This window comes from Streptomyces sp. NPDC048436 (assembly GCF_043200355.1).
Classification (GTDB): Bacteria; Actinomycetota; Actinomycetes; order Streptomycetales; family Streptomycetaceae; genus Streptomyces.
Genome location: NZ_JBICXP010000002.1, coordinates 287,132 through 306,263, shown reverse-complemented (window position 1 = coordinate 306,263; position 19,132 = coordinate 287,132). Strand labels below are relative to the sequence as shown.

The window sequence follows — 19,132 nt, the reverse complement described above, 5'->3', positions numbered from 1 at the left end:
CCGGCCGTGACCAGCGAGATCACTCTCTTCGTCAATCCCACCGCGGGCCGCGGCCGGGGCGCTCACGCAGCGCAGCCGGCCGCTTCCGCGTTGCGGGCAGCAGGTTTCTCCGTGCGCACGGTCATCGGCGAGGACTCCGCCGACGCGTTGCGCAGGGCGCGCGATGCCGTCGAGGACGGTACGCGAGCGCTGATAGCCGTCGGCGGTGACGGCATGGCGAGCCTCGCGCTGCAGGCCGTCGCGCAGACGTCCACGCCGCTGGGCGTGGTCGCGGTGGGCACCGGCAACGACTTCGCGCGGGCCCTTGGGCTGCCGGTGCGGGATCCGGCCGCCGCCGGGGCAGTGATCGCCGAGGCGCTGGACGCGGGGCGCACGCGCGCCGTCGACCTGGGCCGGGTGGGCAAGACCTGGTTCGGCACCGTCCTCGCCTCCGGCTTCGACTCGCGGGTCAACGACCGGGGCAACCGCATGCGATGGCCCACCGGACGCTTCAAGTACGACCTGGCGATGGTCGCCGAACTGGCCGCCTTCAAGACCGTCCCGTACCGCATCACGCTGGACGACGGCGCGGTCCACGAGGTCGACGCGACGCTCGTGGCCGTCGGCAACGGATCGTCGTACGGCGGAGGCATGAGGATCTGCGCGCGGGCCGACATGAGCGACGGGCTCTTCGACGTCACGGTCGTGGGCGACTGCAGCCGTACGACGCTTCTGAAGGTCTTCCCGCGCGTCTACAAGGGCACGCACCTGGACCACCCCAAGGTCACCGCCTACCGGGCCGCGAAGGTCGAGATCGCCGCGCAGGGGGTCACCGGCTACGCGGACGGGGAGCAGCTCGGAGGGCTGCCGCTGACGGCGGAGTGCGTGCGGGGTGCCGTGCGGCTCCTGGTGCCCGAAGGGTCTTCAGCGCCGTAAGGCAGATAATGATCGTCCGTTGTCAGTGGTGGCCGGTAGTCTCGAAAGCACGATGACAGAGGACCTCTCACCGGCCGAGCGGTACGCGGCGGCGCGCGAGCGCGCTGTCGAGCAGGCCACCGCACTCGCGGGCTTCCGCGAGATGTACGAATTCGGCCTCGACCCCTTCCAGATCGAGGCCTGTCGGGCACTCGAGGCGGGCAAGGGCGTGCTCGTGGCCGCCCCCACGGGCTCGGGCAAGACGATCGTCGGCGAGTTCGCCGTGCACCTGGCCCTCCTTCAGGGCAAGAAATGCTTCTACACCACGCCGATCAAGGCGCTCTCCAACCAGAAGTACGCCGACCTCTCCAGGCGGTACGGCGCGGACAAGGTCGGTCTGCTGACCGGCGACAACAGCGTCAACTCCGATGCGCCCGTGGTCGTGATGACCACCGAGGTGCTGCGGAACATGCTCTATTCGGGCTCGCAGTCGCTGCTCAACCTCGGCTATGTGGTGATGGACGAGGTGCACTACCTCTCCGACCGCTTCCGCGGCGCCGTCTGGGAAGAGGTGATCATCCACCTCCAGGAGTCGGTGACGCTGGTCTCCCTGTCGGCGACCGTCTCGAACGCCGAGGAGTTCGGTGACTGGCTGGACACCGTGCGCGGCGACACCCAGGTGATCGTCTCCGAGCACCGGCCCGTGCCGCTGTTCCAGCACGTCCTCGCCGGGCGCCGGATGTACGACCTCTTCGAGGAGGGCGAGGGCCGGCGCAAGGCCGTCAACCCCGACCTCACGCGCATGGCGCGGATGGAGGCCAGCCGTTCGTACAACCCGCGTGAGCGCCGCAAGGGCAAGATGATCCGCGAGGCCGACCGTGAGCGCGAGCGCAGACAGCGCTCCCGTATCTGGACGCCGGGCCGGCCCGAGGTCATCGACCGGCTCGACTCCGAGGGTCTCCTTCCCGCCATCACGTTCATCTTCAGCCGCGCGGCCTGCGAGGCCGCCGTGCAGCAGTGTCTGCACGCGGGGCTGCGGCTGAACGACGACGACGCGCGGATGAAGGTCCGCGAGATCGTCGAGGAGCGCACGGCCGCCATCCCGGACGAGGACCTGCACGTCCTTGGCTACTACGAATGGCTCGAAGGCCTGGAGCGCGGCATCGCCGCCCACCACGCGGGCATGCTGCCCACGTTCAAGGAAGTCGTGGAGGAGCTCTTCGTCCGTGGCCTCGTGCGCGCCGTCTTCGCCACCGAAACGCTCGCCCTGGGCATCAACATGCCCGCGCGCAGCGTGGTGTTGGAGAAGCTCGTCAAGTGGAACGGCGAGCAGCACGCGGACATCACCCCCGGCGAGTACACGCAGTTGACCGGCCGTGCCGGGCGGCGGGGCATCGACGTCGAGGGCCACGCCGTCGTCCTGTGGCAGCGCGCCATGAGCCCGGAGCATCTCGCGGGCCTCGCCGGCACCCGCACGTATCCGCTGCGCTCCAGCTTCAAGCCGTCGTACAACATGGCGGTGAACCTGGTCGAGCAGTTCGGGAGGCACCGCTCGCGCGAACTCCTTGAGACGTCCTTCGCGCAGTTCCAGGCCGACAAGTCGGTCGTCGGGATCTCGCGGCAGGTGCAGAAGAACGAGGAAGGCCTTGAGGGTTACAAGGCCTCGATGACCTGCCACCTGGGCGACTTCGACGAGTACGCGCGACTGCGCCGCGAGCTAAAGGACCGGGAGACCGAGCTCGCCAAGCAGGGGGTCAACCAGCGCAGGGCCGCGGCTGCCGCGGCCCTGGAGAAGCTCAAGCCCGGCGACGTCATCCACGTACCCACCGGGAAGTACGCGGGCCTGGCGCTCGTCCTGGATCCGGGCATTCCCGCGGGCCGGGTCAACGGCCACCGCGGCTTCGAGCACCAGGACGGGCCGCGCCCCCTTGTGCTGACCGCCGAGCGGCAGGTCAAGCGGCTCGCCGCGATGGACTTCCCGGTGCCGGTCGAGACGCTGGAGCGGATGCGCATCCCGAAGTCGTTCAACGCGCGCTCGCCGCAGTCGCGCCGGGACCTGGCGTCCGCCCTGCGCACCAAGGCCGGGCACATCGTGCCGGAGCGCCACCGCAAGGGGCGCGCACCGGCCGCCGACGACCGCGAGATCGCCCGGCTCCGCACGGAGCTGCGGGCGCATCCCTGCCACGGATGCGACGAGCGCGAGGACCACGCGCGGTGGGCCGAGCGCTACCACCGCCTGCGGCGGGACACCGTGCAGCTGGAGCGGCGCATCGAGGGCCGCACGAACACCATCGCGCGGACCTTCGACCGGATCGTCGCGCTGCTCTCCGAGATGGACTATCTCCGGGGCGACGAGGTCACCGAACACGGCAAGCGGCTCGCCCGGCTGTACGGGGAGCTGGATCTGCTGGCCAGCGAGTGCCTGCGGGAAGGCGTGTGGGAGGGACTCAGCCCCGCCGAACTGGCCGCCTGTGTCTCGGCGTTGGTGTTTGAGGCCCGGGTCAGCGACGACGCGCTCGCCCCGAAGCTGCCCTCCGGGAAGGCGAAGGCCTCGCTCGGCGAGATGGTGCGGATCTGGGGGCGGCTGGACGCCCTGGAGGAAGAGTTCAAGATCAACCAGGCGGAAGGGGTCGGTCAGCGGGAACCCGACCTCGGCTTTGCCTGGGCGGCCTACATGTGGGCCTCAGGCAAGGGACTCGACGAGGTGCTCCGTGAGGCCGAGATGCCCGCGGGGGACTTCGTCCGGTGGTGCAAGCAGGTGATCGACGTCCTGGGGCAGATCTCAGCGGCCGCGCCGCGGGAGGGGTCGACCGTGGCGAAGAACGCCCGTAAGGCCGTGGACGAGTTGCTGCGGGGCGTGGTGGCCTACAGCTCGGTCGGATGACGGGACCGTAGGCACCTCAGCCCGAAAAGAACGCCGGGGCCGGCTGGAGAGATCCAGCCGGCCCCGGCGTTTGTGCGCCAACCGGAGGCGTGTTCCCCGATGTTCGACTCCATCACTCCGCGTGTTCGAACGATCGCCACGTGTGCAAATGGAGCCGAGTGTAGAGCTGTCGCCGGGGCCGCGCAGAGGGTTGCTGAATATGACTCGGCGATGATTCCGGCCCACTAAGCTCGCCCGGAGCGCGGCGAGTTGAAACGAGTTGCGATAGATTCGCGCGCTTGTTCCCAGATCTCCAGATAGTTCGTATACGTCTTCCGTTCTCAACTCCCCGTAGGATCCCCCCATTTCGCAGCTTCATCCCCCATTCCCCCCAAGACGAGTGTTCAGAGGGCATACATGGTGAGTGTTCAATCGCCTCCCGGTGGCCGAGAAGTTCCTTACGCACGTGTGCTGTTGCTGCCCTCCGTGGTGATGGCCGCGGCGACCGGAGCCGCCGTCGCGGCGGTCACGGAGCCCGCCCGTATCGCGGTGGGCTGGTGCGGCGCGATCGCGACCCTCGTGGTCATCGCGGTCGGCGCCGAAGCAGTGCGCCGCGGACGGACCATCCGGGAGCTGCATCAGCGGTACACGCAGCGGATCGCCTTCCTGGAGCGGCGCATCGCGTCCCACGACGACGAGACCGTCCGCCTCGGCAAGGAGATCATCCCCGTCGCGGTGCTCCGGCTCCGGCAGGGCGAAGCACCCTCGGAGGTCATCCGCCACCTCGTCGACGGCGACGAGTCCTTCTCCGAACTCCCGCAGTCGCAGCGCGACATGCTCCGCCACGTCCTGGACACCCTGGACAACGGAGAGGCGATGCGCGAGTCCTCGCAGCGCGCCTTCGTCAACATCGCCCGGCGCGTCCAGTCGATCGTGCACCAACAGAACGCGGAACTGCGCGAGATGGAGGAGTTCCACGGGCGCAACCCCGAGGTCTTCGACGACCTGCTCCGCATCGACCACGGCACCGCGCTGATCGGCCGCCTCGCCGACTCGATCACCGTGCTCGGCGGGGCCCGTCCCGGACGCCAGTGGCCCAATCCCGTACCGCTGTACAGCGTGCTGCGCGGCGGCATGTCCCGGATCCTGGAGTACCAGCGCGTCGACCTGCACTCGATCGCCGAGGTCGCCATCCGTGGCACATCCGTCGAGCCGCTCATCCACGCCTGCGCCGAGCTGCTCGACAACGCCACGCGCTACTCGCCGCCGCAGACCCGGGTGCACGTCACCGCGGTCGAGGTGCAGACGGGCATCGCCATCGAGATCGAGGACGGCGGCGTCAGCCTCAGCGAGGAGGCCAGGGGCAGGGCCGAGCACATGCTCGCCCAGGCACAGGCCGGTATCGACCTGAACGACCTCGGTGAGACCCCGCGCCTGGGCATGGCCGTCGTGGGCCGGCTCTCGCAGATGTACAACCTTCAGGTCTCGCTGCGCCAGTCCGCGTACGGCGGCGTCCGCGCGGTGCTCATCGTGCCGCACGAGATGATCACCAGCGATCCCGCGCCCGGCCTCGCGCACGGCATCGGCGCCTCCGCCGTGCCCCGGGTGAACGCCGAGGGCGAGCCCATCAAGGAGTCCCACGGCATCCGGCGCAAGAAGCCCCGCGTGATGACGGCGGGACCGCCGCTCTCCAAGCTCACCGCGGCCATGGAGGACGACATCCCCGAGGTCACCGAGTGGACGTCGAACGGCCTGCCCCAGCGCCGCAGCCGCGTCAGCATCCCGCTGGGCGAGCGGCTCGCCCAGCAGGCGGCGGACGAGGAGGCCGCCGCGCAGCGTGCGCGGTTCTCCCCGCAGACGCCCCCGCCCGAACCGGTGAAGAAGGAGGAGAAGGAGCCAGGTCTCTGGATCGAGGCCTTCATGAAGGGCGTCAACGGCGAGGACTCCGCAGCCGACGACCCGTTGTTCCCCAAGGGTCACAGCGAGAACGACCACGGCACCGCCGACAGTGCCGACAACGCCGACGAGGGGGGCTGGAAATGATCCAGCAACGGGCCAATTTCGACTGGATGCTCAAGGAACTCGCCGACGGGGTGCCGCAGACCCGGCAGATCGTGGTGCTCTCCGCGGACGGCCTGCGCATCGCGCGCTACGGCGGCGACCCCGACGCCGCCGACCGGATCGCCGCCGCCTGCGCGGGACTTCAGTCCCTGGCCGCGGCGGTCGCCACCGAGATCCCGCGCAGCGACGGCGGGATGCGCATGGTGATCATCGAGATCGACGGCGGCTACTTCTACCTGATGGCCGCGGGCGCGGGCGCCTACCTCGCCGTACTCGCCGACGAGACCGTCGACGCGGGTCTCGTCGGCAACCGCATGCGGGACCTGGTCGTCCGGATCGGCGCCCATCTGACGAGCCCGCCCCGGCGTGATGGGCAGGCCGTATGACTCCTCCGCAAGGCGAGAACCCCTCTCACCGGGACGACCCTCCCCAACGGCAACGGCGGAGCCGCGAGAACCCCGAGCGGCTCTACACCCTGACCGGCGAGGACATGGAGAGGGCGCCGATCGACCTCGTCACGCTGATCGTCGCGCACGGCGAGGCGCCCCCCGCGTGTCAGCCCGAGCACTCCGTCGTCCTGCGGCTGTGCAAGGCACCGCTTTCGGCCGCCGAGCTCTCGGCGTATCTCGCGCTGCCGTTCAGCGTGGTGACCGTCCTGCTGACGAAGATGCTCGGGGCCGGCCTGGTACAGGCGCGGGCGCCCATCGTCCGCTCCACGCTCCCCGATCGTTCCCTTCTCGAAGCGGTGATGCATGGACTTCAAAAGCTCTGACACGATCACCGGACCCAGCAGCGAGGACCATCTGCCGCACACGGCCACGGCGGCCGTGAAGATCGTGATCGTGGGCGGGTTCGGGGTCGGCAAGACGACCATGGTCGGCTCGGTCAGCGAGATCCGCCCGCTGACCACCGAAGAGACCATGACCCAGGCCGGTATCGGGGTCGACGACAACTACGGCTCCGAAACCAAGACGGCCACCACCGTGGCGATGGACTTCGGGCGGATCAGCGTCTCCGAAGAGCTGGTGCTCTATCTGTTCGGCACCCCCGGCCAGGAGCGCTTCTGGTTCCTGTGGAACGGACTCTTCGAAGGGGCGCTCGGCGCGGTCGTGCTGCTCGACACCCGGCGCCTCGAAGTCAGTTTCGACGTGATCGGGCGCCTGGAGGAGCGCGGCGTGCCCTTCGTCGTCGCCGTCAACGACTTCCCCGACGCGCCCCAGCACTCCATGGAGACGCTGCGTCGCGCCCTCGACCTGGACGAGGCGGTGCCGATGGTGAAGTGCGACGCCCGCCGGCGCGCCTCCAGCCGGGACACCCTGCTGACCCTCATGCGGTACCTGCACTCCCTGACCGTGGCCCGCGTCTGAACCTCACCTCATCAGCAACCCCGGAGCGACGAACGTGACGACCCCTTCCCACTCCCACCCCGGCATGGACGATCCGGCCATGCCGCCGCCCGGCTGTCCCGCGCACGGGCTCGGCCCCGGCGGCATGCGCCGGCTGTACGGGCCCGAGGCGGACACCGATCTCGCGGGCCTCTACGAGAAACTGCGCGCCGAGCACGGCGCGGTGGCCCCGGCCCTGCTGCACAACGACGTACCCATCTGGGCGGTCCTCGGCCACAGCGAGAACCTCCACATGGTCCGCACCCCCTCGCAGTACACCCGTGACCCGCGCCAGTGGCGGGCCGTCCTTGACGGTTCCATGGGCCCCGACAACCCGCTCGCCCCCGTCGTCACCTGGCAGCCCATGGCCAGCATGGCGGAGGGCGACGAGCACCAGCGGCTGCGCGGCGCGGTCACCGGCGCCATGGCGGGCCTCGACCACCGGGGCATCCGCCGCTACATCAACCGCTACAGCAACCTCTTGCTGAACGACATCTGCCAGGACGGCCGTGCCGACCTGGTGAGCCAGTTCGCCGAGCATCTGCCGATGATGGTGATGTGCCATGTCCTCGGCATGCCCGAGGAGTACAACGAGCGGATGGTGCAGGCCGCCCGCGACATGCTCAAGGGCACCGAGACCGCCATCGCGAGCAACGCGTACATCATGGAGGCGCTGATGCGCCTGGTGGCGCGGCGCCGGGCGAAGGCGGAGGAGGACTTCACCAGCAACCTCATCGCGCAGCCCGCGCAGCTCACCGATGACGAGGTCGCCGCGCACCTGCGGCTCGTGCTCATCGCCGCGTACGAGGCGACGGCCAACCTCATCGCCAACGCCCTGCGCATGGTCCTCACCGACCCGCGTTTCCGGGCCCAGCTCAGCGGCGGCCAGATGACGGTGCCGGAGGCGGTCGAGCAGTCCCTGTGGGACGAGCCGCCGTTCAGCGCCATGATCGGCTACTTCGCCAAGCAGGACACCGAGCTCGGCGGCCAGCAGATCAAGGCGGGCGACGGCCTGATCCTCGGCATCGCGCCGGGCAACGTGGACCCCGTCGTACGGCCGGATCTCGCCGCCAGCATGCAGGGCAACCGCTCCCATCTGGCGTTCAGCGGAGGCCCGCACGAGTGTCCGGGCCAGGACATCGGCCGTGCCATCGCCGACACCGGCGTGGACGCGCTGCTCATGCGCTTCCCGGACGTGGAACTCTCCGTCGAGGAGCACGAGTTGAGGTGGAACTCCTCGATCCTGTCCCGGCACCTGGTGTCGCTGCCGGTGCAGTTCGCGCCGCGGCCCCCGCAGGACGTGATGGCCCGGCCCATGGCGCGGGTGCCGGGTGCGCGCAACGACTGGCAGGTGTCGTCGCCCCCGCCGCGGCCCGCGTACCCCACCACCGCGGCGCCCCAGCCGGTGCCGCGGCCCGCCGCACCGCCGGCGCCGGAGCAGTCCGTGCCCGTAGCTGTGTCCGTGCCGCGGCAGGGGGCATGGCGGCGGTTCGTCACCTGGTGGCGGGGCTACTGACCGCCCGCTGAGCGGTCCTCCCACGCGTCGTACGAGGCCCAGGCCCCCAACTCGCGTGCGCTGACGAAGCGGTGGTCGGCGCCTGTGACGGGGTCCGTGAACTCCAGGACGCGGGCCAGGAGTTGAAGGGGCCGCCGGAAATCGTCCGGCGGCACCGGGCCCGTCACCACCGGATAGACCGGGTCGCCGAGGATCGGCAGCCCCAGGGCGTTCATGTGCACGCGCAGCTGGTGGGTGCGGCCGGTGTGCGGGGTGAGCCGGTACCGCGCCAACGTCCCCTTGTGCTCGGCGAGTTCGATGTGGCTCTCGCTGTTGGGCTCGGCTCCCGGGACCTCGTACGCGGCGATGATGCCGCGTTCCTTGACGATGTGGCTGCTTACGGTGCGGGGGAGTTCGACGTCGGGGGCGTAGGCGGCCACGGCCTCGTACTGCTTGCGCACCCGCCGCTCGCCGAACAGCGTCTGGTAGGCGCCGCGTTCCTCGGGTCGCACAGTGAAGAGGATCAGCCCCGCGGTGAGCCGGTCGAGGCGGTGCGCGGCGCCGAGCGCGGGGATGTCAAGATCCCTGCGGAGGCGGGCGAGCGCGGTCTCGGTGACGTGGCTGCCGCGGGGCGTGGTCGCCAGGAAGTGCGGCTTGTCGGCGACGACGATGTGCTCGTCGCGGTAGACCACGTCGATGCCGTACGGCACCACGACCTCGTCCGGCAGGTCCCGGTGGAACCACACGAAGGCGCCGGGCGCATAGGGGGCGTCCGGCGCCACGGGCAGCCCGTCCACGCCGACGATCAGCCCGCCCCGCAGCATTCCGTCGATCACCCCGGGTCCGGCCTTGAGCCGTTCGACGAGATGATCCCGTACGGTCTCCCACGCCCCGTCGGACGGGAGCTTGACCCGCATGGGGTCGACGCCGCGCCGCTGCGGCAGGGGAGCGGGCGGGATGCGGGGCTTGCGGGTCACAGCTGGCAAGACTACGGGGCTATCCGGGCGTGCTGATGCATGTCGTGCCAGCCGTCCTCGTGCAGGATCGCGCTGCGCTTGATGCCCTCCGGTGCGAAGCCGGTCTTGAGCGCGACGCGGCAGGACGCCCCGTTGGCCGTGGCGTGGAGGAGTTCGAGGCGGTGGAGGCCGACTTCGGCGAATGACCAGTCGGACAGCGCGGTCAGGGCGCGCGGGGCGATGCCCCGGCCGCGGGCCGACGGCATGGTCCAGTAGGCGACTTCGGCCTGCCCGTCGCCGAAGACGATGTTGCGCAGCGCGATGCGGCCCACCACCTCGTCCGTGGCGGCGTCGGCGATGGCCCAGTACGCGTCACGCTCTTCGGTCCAGGCCTTGCGCCAGCCCTCTATCCAGCCGCGGGTCTCATCGACGGACTCGGCGTCGCGTGCGTGCCAGCGCTGGATCACCGGGTCCTGGAACGCCTCGTACACGGCAGGCGCGTCGTCGGGGGACCAGGGGCGGATGATCAGCCCTCCGGGGGCGGGGATGGCCGGCTGTTCCCGGTGGGCGAAGGTGCCGGCGGCGACGACGTCAGGGATCTTGAAGGGCATGGGCTCATCGTGTCAGCGGGTCATCGCGGCACGTAGTGGTTTTCGCGGAGGTTCCAGCGGTGACGGGCAGCTCTCGCGATACATCGCGTGTATTGACCCTGTCGTGGGCTCGCGATATGTTCGTACCCGGATATTCGGAAGCGAGGTGATATCCATGGCGATGAAGCGCCGGAAGCTCAGCAATCCACTGGCCCTCGCGGTGATGGCGACGCTCACGCAGAAGCCCATGCATCCGTACGAGATCGCGCAGACGCTCCGCCGACAGGGCAAGGACGCCACGACGAAGATCAACTACGGCTCGCTCTACACCGTCGTACAGAACCTGGAGAAGCACGGCTTCGTCGAGGTCAGGGACGTGGAGCGGCAGGGCAACCGGCCGGAGCGCACGCTGTACGGCATCACGGACGCCGGGCAGCAGGAGATGGTCGAGTGGATGTCCGATCTGCTCGCGGTCCCGGCGCGCGAGTATCCGATCTTCGAGACCGCCCTCTCCCTCATGGGCGTCGTCCACCCCGACGAGGTGGCGCGCCTCCTCGACGAGCGGCTCGCCTCGCTGGAGGTGCAGGCGGCCAGTTCGCGTGGAGCCCTGGACAAGCTCTACGAGACGCTGCCGCGGGTCTTCCTGGTGGAGGCCGAGTACCAACTGCGCATGGTGGAGGCGCAGGCCGAGTGGGTCCGCGGCTTCCTCAAGGAGGTCAGGAGCGGTGAGCTCGGTGGCATCGAGGGCTGGCGCAGCTTCCACGAGACGGGGCGGATGCCGCCCGAATTCCAGGTCCTCGACGACGGAGGAGGCGCGGCGGACACCCAGTAGCGCCGCAGACGCGGCGCAATGAGAAAGACCCCGGCAGGAGCTGTTGGAGCAGCCCCCGCCAGGGTCTCGAACCCCGGACCGGACCCACCGTGAAGCGGGCCAGGCGATCGAGGTGCGGCACACCAAGGATAGCCCGGCGCTCTTCACGTGGATCGGCTCGGCGTATCGCGTAGGCGCAAGCAGCGCGTACGCACACCCGAAACCGCTCACGCAGAAGAGAGCTGTCGCCATGAGCATCAGCAGCATGTCCGCGCCGCCGCCACCCGCGGTCCAGGCGCGCCAACTCGTCAAGACCTACCCGGGCGGGGTCACCGCCCTCACCGGCATGGACCTCACGGTCGAGCCGGGCACCGTCTTCGGTCTCCTCGGCCCGAACGGCGCGGGGAAGTCCACCACCGTCAAGGTCCTCACGACCCTGGCCCGCCCCGACTCGGGCACCGCGACCGTCGCGGGCCACGACGTCCTGCGCCACCCCGGCCGGGTGCGCCGCGCGATCGGCGTGGTCGCCCAGAAGTCCGGCGCCGACCCGATGGCCACCGGCCGGGAGAACCTCCAACTCCAGGGCAGGCTCTACGGGTTGAGGGGGCAGACGCTGAACAGGAGGGTCGACGCCCTGCTCGACCGCTTCGCCCTCACCGACGCGGCGAAGCGTCAGGTCAAGGGGTACTCCGGCGGGATGCAGCGGCGCCTCGACGTCGCGCTCGGTCTGGTGCACCGGCCCGACGTGCTCTTCCTCGACGAGCCGACGACGGGTCTCGACCCCGAGGCGCGCACCGCCATGTGGGACGAGATCGCCCGCCTCGCCGGTGACGAGGGGCTCACCATCCTCCTCACCACGCACTATCTGGAGGAGGCGGACCGCCTCGCCGAGCGCATCGCGATCGTGGACCGCGGTCATGTCGTCGCCGAGGGCACGCCGGACGGTCTGAAGGGTGAACTGCGGGGCGACGCCGTGCACTTGGAGCTGCGCGAGCCGGTCGGGGCCGCGGGGCGGACGCTCCTGACGGGTGCGCTGTCCGCGCTGCCCGGGGTGCACGAGGTGCTGCTCGACGGGCGGCGGGCCAGCGTGCGCGCCGATGACGGAGCCGCGGCCGTGCCCGCGCTGCTCGCGGTTCTGGAACGGTCGGGGGTCGCGGTGGCCGCGGCGACCGTGGCGCGGCCCTCGCTCGACGACGTCTATCTGCGGTACGCGGGGCGCCGGTACTCCGAGGCCGAGTCTTCGGCCGGGGCTGATCCCGGCGTCTCGACGGAACCCGTTGCGACCACCGCCGGAGGTGCCCGATGAGTACGACTTCCGCCCAGGCCCTCAGCCAGACCGTGGCGCAGACCTGGTACATGACGCAGCGTCAACTCAGGGCGTTCATGCGGCAGCCCGCGTATCTGCTGATCACCCTCATCCAGCCGGTCGTCTGGCTGTTCCTGTTCGGCAACCTCTTCAAGAAGGTCGTCGAACTCGGCGGCTTCGGCACCACGTCCTATCTCGACTACCTCGTACCGGGCGTCGTCGTGATGAGCGCGCTGGGCTCCAGCATGTGGGCGGGCATGGGCACCCTCGAAGAGATCGAGCGCGGCACGCTCAACCGCTTTCTGACCACGCCGGTCAGCCGGGGCGCGCTGATGAACGCGAACGTCGTGCACAACGGCATCAGCACCGCCCTGCAGTCCGTCATCATCGTGCTGCTCGGCATGCTCGGCGGGGCCGACTACGCCGGTGGCGTGGGCGGTGTGACGATCCTGGTCGTCGCCGCCGTGCTGCTCGGCACCGTGTTCGGCGCGTTCTCCAACGCGCTCGGCATGCTGGTGCGCGAGCGTGAGTCCATCATCGGCATCAACACCTTCCTGCTGCTGCCGCTGACGTTCCTCTCCTCGGCGTTCATGGCGCCGGCGCAGATGCCGTCGTGGATGCGGCACCTCGCCGACTTCAATCCGCTCGACTGGGCCATGACCGCGGGCCGTTCGGCGATGTCGGCCGACCCGGACTGGGGCGCTGTGCTCGGCCGGGGCGGGGCGCTGCTCGTCCTCACCGTCGTGGCGGTGTGGCTGTCGACCCGGACCTTCCGGGTGTACCAGAAGTCCGTCTGAGGGCAGGCGGGTTCAGAAGGGGGACGCGGGTTCAGGAGGTGGCCGCCTGTGCGGGCGTCTCCTGCTCCGCCTCCACCTCCGCGTTCCAGTCGCGCTTGGCGGCCTGCCAGCCGTCCTCGTTGTGCCCGAGGCGCCAGTAGCCGGAGACCGAGAGACGCTCGCGGGGCACCTCGCGGTCCATCCGCAGATAGCGGCGCAGCTCCTTCACGAACCCGGCCTCGCCGTGCACGAACGCCTGCACGTCACCCGCCGGGAAGTCGAGGGAGCGTACGGCCTCGACGAGCGCCTCGCCCACGGGGCGCGAGCCGCGGTGCAGCCACTGGATGTCCACGGCCGAGGTGACCTTCTGCTCCTCGTCCGCGTCGGCGACCTCCACGAAGGCGTACGCCGTGGCGTCATCGGGCAGCGCCTCCAGGGCCGCGGCGATCGCGGGCAGCGCGCTCTCGTCACCGGCCAGCAGATGCCAGTCGGCGCCGGCGTCCGGGGCATACCCGCCGCCCGGGCCGAGGAAGCGGACCGTGGCGCCCGGCTGTACGTCCCGTGCCCACGGTCCCGCGAGGCCCTCGTCGCCGTGGACGACGAAGTCGATGGCGAGCTCGCGGGCCTGGGGGTCCCACGAGCGGACCGTGTACGTACGCGTCACGGGCCACTGGTCGCGGGGGAACTCCTCGCGGATCCGCTGGATGTCGAAGGGCTCGGGATAGCTCACGCCCTCGGCGGCGAAGAGCAGCTTCACGTAGTGATCGGTGGAATCGCCCGCCGTGAACTCGGCGAGGCCCTCGCCGCCCAGGACCACGCGCTGCATGTGCGGGGTGATGCGCTCGGTGCGCACGACGTGGGCGACGTGCGTCTTCTGTGCTTTGCGTGCAGGACGTTCTGCCATGGCGGCGGCCTCCCCTGATCAAATGCTGCTTAGGCTTACCTAAGCTAACACCTCAATCTTGAAGAGTCGTGAGCAATCTCTTCAGGGCTCCGCCCAGGTTCCACCGCGCGGCCAGCTCGTCCAGGGCCGCGGGATCGCGGGGCTCGCCCGGCAGCGCGAGATCCACGTCCGGCAGCGGTACGTCGCCCGCGACACGGACCACGGTCGGCGCGACGGCCACATAGGCCCGGGATTCGTCGAGCCGCTTGCGCTGCGAAGGCGTCAGCTTGCTCCGCGGGTCGTCCACCGCGGCCATGATCCCGGCCAGATTTCCGTACGCGTCGAGCAGCTTGGCCGCCGTCTTCTCGCCGATGCCGGGCACGCCGGGCAGCCCGTCGCTCGGGTCGCCGCGCAGCAGGGCCAGGTCGACGTAGCCGGAGGCGTCCACTCCGTACTTCTCGCGCAGCCAGGACTCGTCCGTGAGCTGGAGGCTGCCGACACCCTTGAGGGGGTAGAGGACACGGATGCCGCGCTCGTCGTCGACCAGCTGATAGAGGTCGCGGTCGCCGGTGACGATGTCGACCGGCCCTGTGGCACGGCCCGCGTACGTGCCGATCACGTCGTCCGCCTCGTACGACGCGACTCCCACACGGGCGATGCCGAGCGCGTCCAGGACGTCCTCGATGATCGGGACCTGCGGCGCGAGGGTGTCCGGGGTGTCCTCGGTGTCCGGGCCCGCCTCGGACTCCTCTGCGACGCGATGCGCCTTGTACGACGGGATCAGCTCGACCCGCCAGTGCGGGCGCCAGTCCGCGTCCATGCACGCCACCAGCTCGTCCGGCCGGTGGTCCTGGACGAGCCGGGCGATGAAGTCGAGCAGACCGCGCACCGCGTTGACCGAGGTGCCGTCCGGGGCCTTCACGGAATCGGGGACCCCGAAATAGGCGCGGTAGTACAGGGACGCCGTGTCGAGCAGCATGAGCCGCCGCGTTTGCTGAGTCACCTTCGCATCATGCCGCACGGCACTGACAGCGCTCCGTCGGCGCCTGCGGGTGGACAAAAGTGAACGGAATGTGAACTGGACCACTCTTGCGTTTGATCTGTGTAAGTGAGGGCAGGCGCCGAGCCGGAGCGCCTCCGGTCGAGGATTCAACTATTTCACCGGGCAAACGAGCGGGCAGAACCCGCGTCGCTCCACGGCCCGCCGGCGGGGGAGGCGGGCCGTGTTGGTTCAACCCGAGAGGTGTATGTGTCCAGGCTGCAAGCCGAACACCTGTACAAGGTATTCGGCAGACGACCCGCTGAAGCGGTGGAGAAACTCCGCCACGGAACCGACCGAGAGGAGTTGCGCGCCGAGGGCACCACTGCCGCGGTGATCGATGCCTCCTTCACCGTCGAGCCGGGCCAGATCTTCGTCGTCATGGGTCTCTCCGGATCCGGCAAGTCCACGTTGCTGCGCATGCTCAACGGTCTGTCGGAGCCGACGGCCGGACAGGTTCTCTTCGACGGCCAGGATCTGACCGGTCTGAGCGCCCGTGAGCTGCGCGAGGTGCGCTCCAAGAAGATCAGCATGGTCTTCCAGCACTTCGCCCTCTTCCCGCACCGCAGCGTCCTGGAGAACGCCGGTTACGGCCTTGAGGTGCAGGGCGTGCCGCGTGCCGAGCGCGAGGAGCGCGCCACCGTGGCGCTCGAACTCGCCGGCCTGAAGGGCTGGGAGAAGTCCTGGCCCGACGAGCTCTCCGGCGGTATGCAGCAGCGTGTGGGCCTGGCCCGCGCGCTCGCGACCGACGCGGACCTGCTCCTCATGGACGAGTCGTTCAGCGCGCTCGACCCGCTGATCCGCCGTGACATGCAGGACCAGCTCCTGGAGCTGCAGAAGCGCCTGAAGAAGACCATCGTCTTCATCACGCACGACCTGAACGAGGCTATGCGCCTCGGCGACCAGATAGCCGTCATGCGTGACGGCGAGATCGTCCAGATCGGCGGTGCCGAGGACATCCTCGTCACGCCGGCCAACGACTACGTCGCCGCGTTCACCCAGGACGTCGACCGCTCCCGTGTCCTCACGGCGGGCGCGATCATGGCCGAGCCCGAGGCGGTCTTCGGTACGAAGACGGCCGAGGGCAAGGAGCTGCAGACCCCCGAGGACGTGCTGGCCGCGGCCCCCGCGACGGTCAAGGCGGACACCCCGATCATCGAGCTGTTCACGCCGTGCTCCACGAGCACCGTGGCCGTCGCCGTGACCGACGACGAGGGCGCCCTCATCGGTGTCGTACCGCAGGCACGGCTGCTCGCCGTGCTCGGTGAGCCGATGAGTTCACAGGACGAACCGAAGGACACCGCGGTCCCGGTCCAGAAGAAGCAGGACAACGGCGTAGAGGCCGTGGGCAAGGTGGTCAGCGGTGCCTAGGATTCCGTTCGGTGAGTGGGTCAACAGTGGGGTCGACTGGCTGCTGAGCCACATGGCCTGGCTGTTCGACTTCTTCAAGACCGTCTTCCAGGGCGCCTACGACGGCATAGCCGACGTGCTCCAGGCGCCCGAGCCGCTGATTCTCGCGGGCATCTTCGCGGTCATCGCGTTCTGGCTGCGCGGCGTGATCGCCGGTGTGCTGACCTTCGCCGGCTTCGCGTTCATCGTCTCCCTCGAACTGTGGGACCACGCGATGATGACGCTGGCCCTGGTGCTGGTGTCCACGATCATCGCGCTGGTCATCTCCGTGCCCGTGGGCATCTGGGCGGCACGGTCGAGCACGGTCAGCGGCATCGTCCGCCCGGTGCTCGACTTCATGCAGACGCTGCCGGCGATGATCTACCTCATCCCCGCCATCCTGTTCTTCGGGATGGGCGCCCCCGCGGGCATCGTCGCCACCCTGATCTTCGCCCTGGCCCCCGGCGTCCGCATGACGGAGCTGGGCATCCGCCAGGTCGACAAGGAGCTGGTCGAGGCGGCCGACGCGTTCGGCACCACGCCGCGCAACATCCTGCTCCGCGTCCAGCTGCCCCTCGCCCTGCCCACGATCATGGCCGGTGTCAACCAGGTCATCATGCTGGGCCTGTCCATGGCCGCCATCGCGGGCATGGTCGGCACGGAGGGCCTCGGCGCCGACGTCAACGAGTCCATCGGCCAGCTGAACGTCGGCCTCGGCTCGGAGGCGGGCGTCGCCATCGTCATCCTGGCGATCTACCTGGACCGGATGACCAGCTCGCTGGGCACCCAGGTCTCGCCGCTCGGCCGCCGCGCGGTCGCGAAGCTGCGGGCCGCGCAGGGCCTGAACATCTTCAACTACCGTCCGCAGGCCGCGGTCGCGGTCGTCGGTGTGGTCGTCCTCGCGCTCGTCGCGGGCGGCATGGGCGCCTTCGGCGGTTCGAAGTCCGAGGACAGCGTCGCGGACGCGAAGAACATCGGCCAGGGCCGGGAAGTCAACATCGGCTACATCCCCTGGGACGAGGGCGTCGCCTCCACCTTCCTCTGGAAGGAAGTCCTGGAGCAGCGCGGCTTCAAGCCGCAGACCAAGCAGCTCGAGGCCGGTCCGCTCTACACCTCGCTCGCGTCGGGCGCGGTCGACTTCCAGACCGACTCCTGGCTGCCGACCACGCACGCCGAGTACTGGAAGAAGTACGGCGACAAGCTGGAGGACCTGGGCTCCTGGTACGGCCCGACCTCCCTTGAGCTCAGCGTCCCCTCGTACGTGAAGGGCGTCGACTCGCTCGAGGACCTCAAGGGCAAGAGCGGCACGTTCAAGGGCAAGATCGTCGGCATCGAGCCGAGCGCCGGCATGATGGGGCTGCTCAAGAAGAAGGTGCTCAAGGAGTACGGCCTCGACGGCGAGTACAAGGTCGTCGACGGTTCGACGCCCGCGATGCTGGCCGAGCTGAAGCGCGCGTACGCCAAGAAGGAGCCCATTGTCACCACGCTCTGGTCGCCGCACTGGGCGTACAGCGACTTCGACCTGAAGAAGCTCAAGGACCCGAAGGGCGCCTGGGGCAAGGGCGACGGCGTGCACACCCTGGCGCGCAAGGGCTTCTCCTCGGAGAACCCCGAGATCGCCAAGTGGCTGAAGAACTTCAAGATGAGCGAGAAGCAGCTCACGAGTCTTGAGGCCGAGATCAACAAGGCGGGCAAGGGCAAGCAGCAGGAGGCCGTCCGCGCCTGGCTGAAGAAGAACCCGGGCGTCGTCGACAAGCTGGCCCCGCTCCCGAAGAACTCCGGCTCCAAGGAGACCAAGCGTCCCTTGAACGCCGCGTACTTCGCGTGGGACGAGAACATCGCCGTCACCAATCTCTGGAAGCGTGTCCTGGAGAAGCGCGGCTACAAGATGAAGCTGACGCCGTCCGACGTCGGCCCGGTCTACACCGCTCTCGCGCAGGGCGACCTCGACCTGGATCTCGACGCCTGGCTGCCCACGGCCCAGAAGCAGTACTGGGACAAGAACAAGGCGAACCTCAAGGATCTCGGCTCCTGGTACAGCCCGACGTCCCTGGAGATCGCCGTCCCGTCCTACGTCAAGGGCGTGAAGTCGCTCGAAGACCTCAAGGGCAAGGGCGACAAGTTCAAGGGCAAGATCATCGGCATCGAGCCCGGTACGGGTGTGATGACGGCGCTCAAGAACAAGGTCCTGCCGGGCTACGGCCTGGACAAGGAGTACAAGATCGTCTCCGGTTCGACGCCCGCGATGCTCTCCGAGCTGAAGTCGGCGTACGCCAAGAAGGAGCCGGTCGCGGTCCTGCTCTGGTCGCCGCACTGGGCGTACAACGAGTACAAGCTCACCAAGCTGAAGGACCCCAAGGTCGCCTTCGGCAAGGGCGACACGATCCGGACGATCTCCAGCAAGGAGTTCCCCGAGCAGTACCCGCAGCTCACGAAGTGGCTCAAGAACTTCAAGATGAGCGAGAAGGAACTGGCCAGCCTGGAGAACGAGATCAACAAGGCGGGCAAGGGCAATGAGCCCAAGGCCGTCGACGCCTGGCTGAAGAAGAACCCGGGCTTCGAGCAGAAGATGGCTCCGCAGTCCTAGTTCTTCCTCCGCACCGGTGAATCACCGCTGAACGCCCAAAGGGGTGGGTCTCGCCTTGTGGCGAAGCCCACCCCTTTGGGCATTCCCGGGGGCACCA

General features: G+C 69.3%; 16 protein-coding genes. 12 read left to right on the top strand and 4 right to left on the bottom strand.

Going from position 1 to position 19,132, the window contains the following annotated elements; genetic code table 11:
- Positions 1 to 6 precede the first annotated feature (6 nt).
- From ACGFX9_RS07945 to ACGFX9_RS07915, 7 genes are all read left to right on the top strand, one after another.
- Positions 7 to 915, top strand: a complete 909-nt coding sequence (locus tag ACGFX9_RS07945; protein ID WP_393466506.1) for a diacylglycerol kinase — start codon at positions 7 to 9, stop codon at positions 913 to 915.
- Positions 916 to 967: 52 nt separating this feature from the next.
- Positions 968 to 3,778: a DEAD/DEAH box helicase gene (locus ACGFX9_RS07940; protein ID WP_393466503.1), complete on the top strand. Its 2,811-nt coding sequence runs from the start codon at positions 968 to 970 to the stop codon at positions 3,776 to 3,778.
- 396 nt (positions 3,779 to 4,174) lie between these two features.
- On the top strand, positions 4,175 to 5,800 hold the full coding sequence (locus tag ACGFX9_RS07935) for an ATP-binding protein (RefSeq protein ID WP_393466501.1): 1,626 nt from the start codon (positions 4,175 to 4,177) through the stop codon (positions 5,798 to 5,800).
- Entirely contained in the window at positions 5,797 to 6,204 is a 408-nt protein-coding gene (locus ACGFX9_RS07930) for a roadblock/LC7 domain-containing protein (protein WP_393466499.1), read from the top strand. The genes ACGFX9_RS07935 and ACGFX9_RS07930 overlap by 4 nt, the downstream gene beginning before the upstream one ends.
- Entirely contained in the window at positions 6,201 to 6,590 is a 390-nt protein-coding gene (locus ACGFX9_RS07925) for a DUF742 domain-containing protein (protein WP_393466497.1), read from the top strand. Before ACGFX9_RS07930 ends, ACGFX9_RS07925 begins: the two co-directional genes overlap by 4 nt.
- Complete coding sequence (locus tag ACGFX9_RS07920) at positions 6,571 to 7,185, top strand: ATP/GTP-binding protein (protein ID WP_393466494.1); 615 nt, start codon at positions 6,571 to 6,573, stop codon at positions 7,183 to 7,185. The genes ACGFX9_RS07925 and ACGFX9_RS07920 overlap by 20 nt, the downstream gene beginning before the upstream one ends.
- 34 nt (positions 7,186 to 7,219) lie before the next feature.
- Positions 7,220 to 8,719 (top strand): cytochrome P450, encoded by a 1,500-nt coding sequence (locus tag ACGFX9_RS07915; protein ID WP_393466491.1) that lies wholly within the window; start codon positions 7,220 to 7,222, stop codon positions 8,717 to 8,719.
- On the opposite strand, the gene ACGFX9_RS07910 is transcribed toward ACGFX9_RS07915, so the two are convergent.
- Both ACGFX9_RS07910 and ACGFX9_RS07905 read right to left on the bottom strand, forming a co-directional pair.
- A complete protein-coding gene (locus tag ACGFX9_RS07910; RefSeq protein WP_393468273.1) occupies positions 8,713 to 9,615 on the bottom strand; it encodes an RluA family pseudouridine synthase in 903 nt (300 codons plus the stop codon). The genes ACGFX9_RS07915 and ACGFX9_RS07910 overlap by 7 nt on opposite strands.
- 71 nt (positions 9,616 to 9,686) lie before the next feature.
- Positions 9,687 to 10,265 carry a GNAT family N-acetyltransferase gene (locus tag ACGFX9_RS07905; protein ID WP_393466488.1) on the bottom strand — a complete coding sequence of 193 codons (579 nt, stop codon included), beginning with the start codon at positions 10,263 to 10,265 and terminating at the stop codon, positions 9,687 to 9,689.
- A gap of 154 nt (positions 10,266 to 10,419) precedes the next feature.
- On the opposite strand from ACGFX9_RS07905, the gene ACGFX9_RS07900 reads away from it, so the two are divergent.
- The 3 genes from ACGFX9_RS07900 (at position 10,420) to ACGFX9_RS07890 (ending at position 13,158) form a co-directional block, all read left to right on the top strand.
- Positions 10,420 to 11,076 carry a PadR family transcriptional regulator gene (locus ACGFX9_RS07900; protein ID WP_393466486.1) on the top strand — a complete coding sequence of 219 codons (657 nt, stop codon included), beginning with the start codon at positions 10,420 to 10,422 and terminating at the stop codon, positions 11,074 to 11,076.
- A 244-nt stretch (positions 11,077 to 11,320) separates the two neighbouring features.
- Positions 11,321 to 12,361, top strand: coding sequence for an ABC transporter ATP-binding protein (locus ACGFX9_RS07895; protein ID WP_393468270.1), 1,041 nt, complete (start codon positions 11,321 to 11,323; stop codon positions 12,359 to 12,361).
- A complete protein-coding gene (locus ACGFX9_RS07890; protein WP_393466483.1) occupies positions 12,358 to 13,158 on the top strand; it encodes an ABC transporter permease in 801 nt (266 codons plus the stop codon). The genes ACGFX9_RS07895 and ACGFX9_RS07890 overlap by 4 nt, the downstream gene beginning before the upstream one ends.
- Positions 13,159 to 13,189: 31 nt before the next feature.
- Here ACGFX9_RS07890 and ACGFX9_RS07885 read toward each other — a convergent pair whose 3' ends face one another.
- Complete coding sequence (locus ACGFX9_RS07885; RefSeq protein ID WP_393466480.1) at positions 13,190 to 14,041, bottom strand: siderophore-interacting protein; 852 nt, start codon at positions 14,039 to 14,041, stop codon at positions 13,190 to 13,192.
- A 52-nt stretch (positions 14,042 to 14,093) separates the two neighbouring features.
- Positions 14,094 to 14,999 carry a 5'-3' exonuclease H3TH domain-containing protein gene (locus ACGFX9_RS07880; protein ID WP_393468267.1) on the bottom strand — a complete coding sequence of 302 codons (906 nt, stop codon included), beginning with the start codon at positions 14,997 to 14,999 and terminating at the stop codon, positions 14,094 to 14,096.
- A gap of 270 nt (positions 15,000 to 15,269) precedes the next feature.
- On the opposite strand from ACGFX9_RS07880, the gene ACGFX9_RS07875 reads away from it, so the two are divergent.
- Together ACGFX9_RS07875 and ACGFX9_RS07870 are read left to right on the top strand one after the other, a co-directional pair.
- Positions 15,270 to 16,430 (top strand): glycine betaine/L-proline ABC transporter ATP-binding protein, encoded by a 1,161-nt coding sequence (locus ACGFX9_RS07875; protein WP_393466477.1) that lies wholly within the window; start codon positions 15,270 to 15,272, stop codon positions 16,428 to 16,430.
- A complete protein-coding gene (locus tag ACGFX9_RS07870) occupies positions 16,423 to 19,035 on the top strand; it encodes an ABC transporter permease/substrate binding protein (RefSeq protein ID WP_393466474.1) in 2,613 nt (870 codons plus the stop codon). Before ACGFX9_RS07875 ends, ACGFX9_RS07870 begins: the two co-directional genes overlap by 8 nt.
- The last annotated feature ends 97 nt before the right edge of the window (positions 19,036 to 19,132 follow it).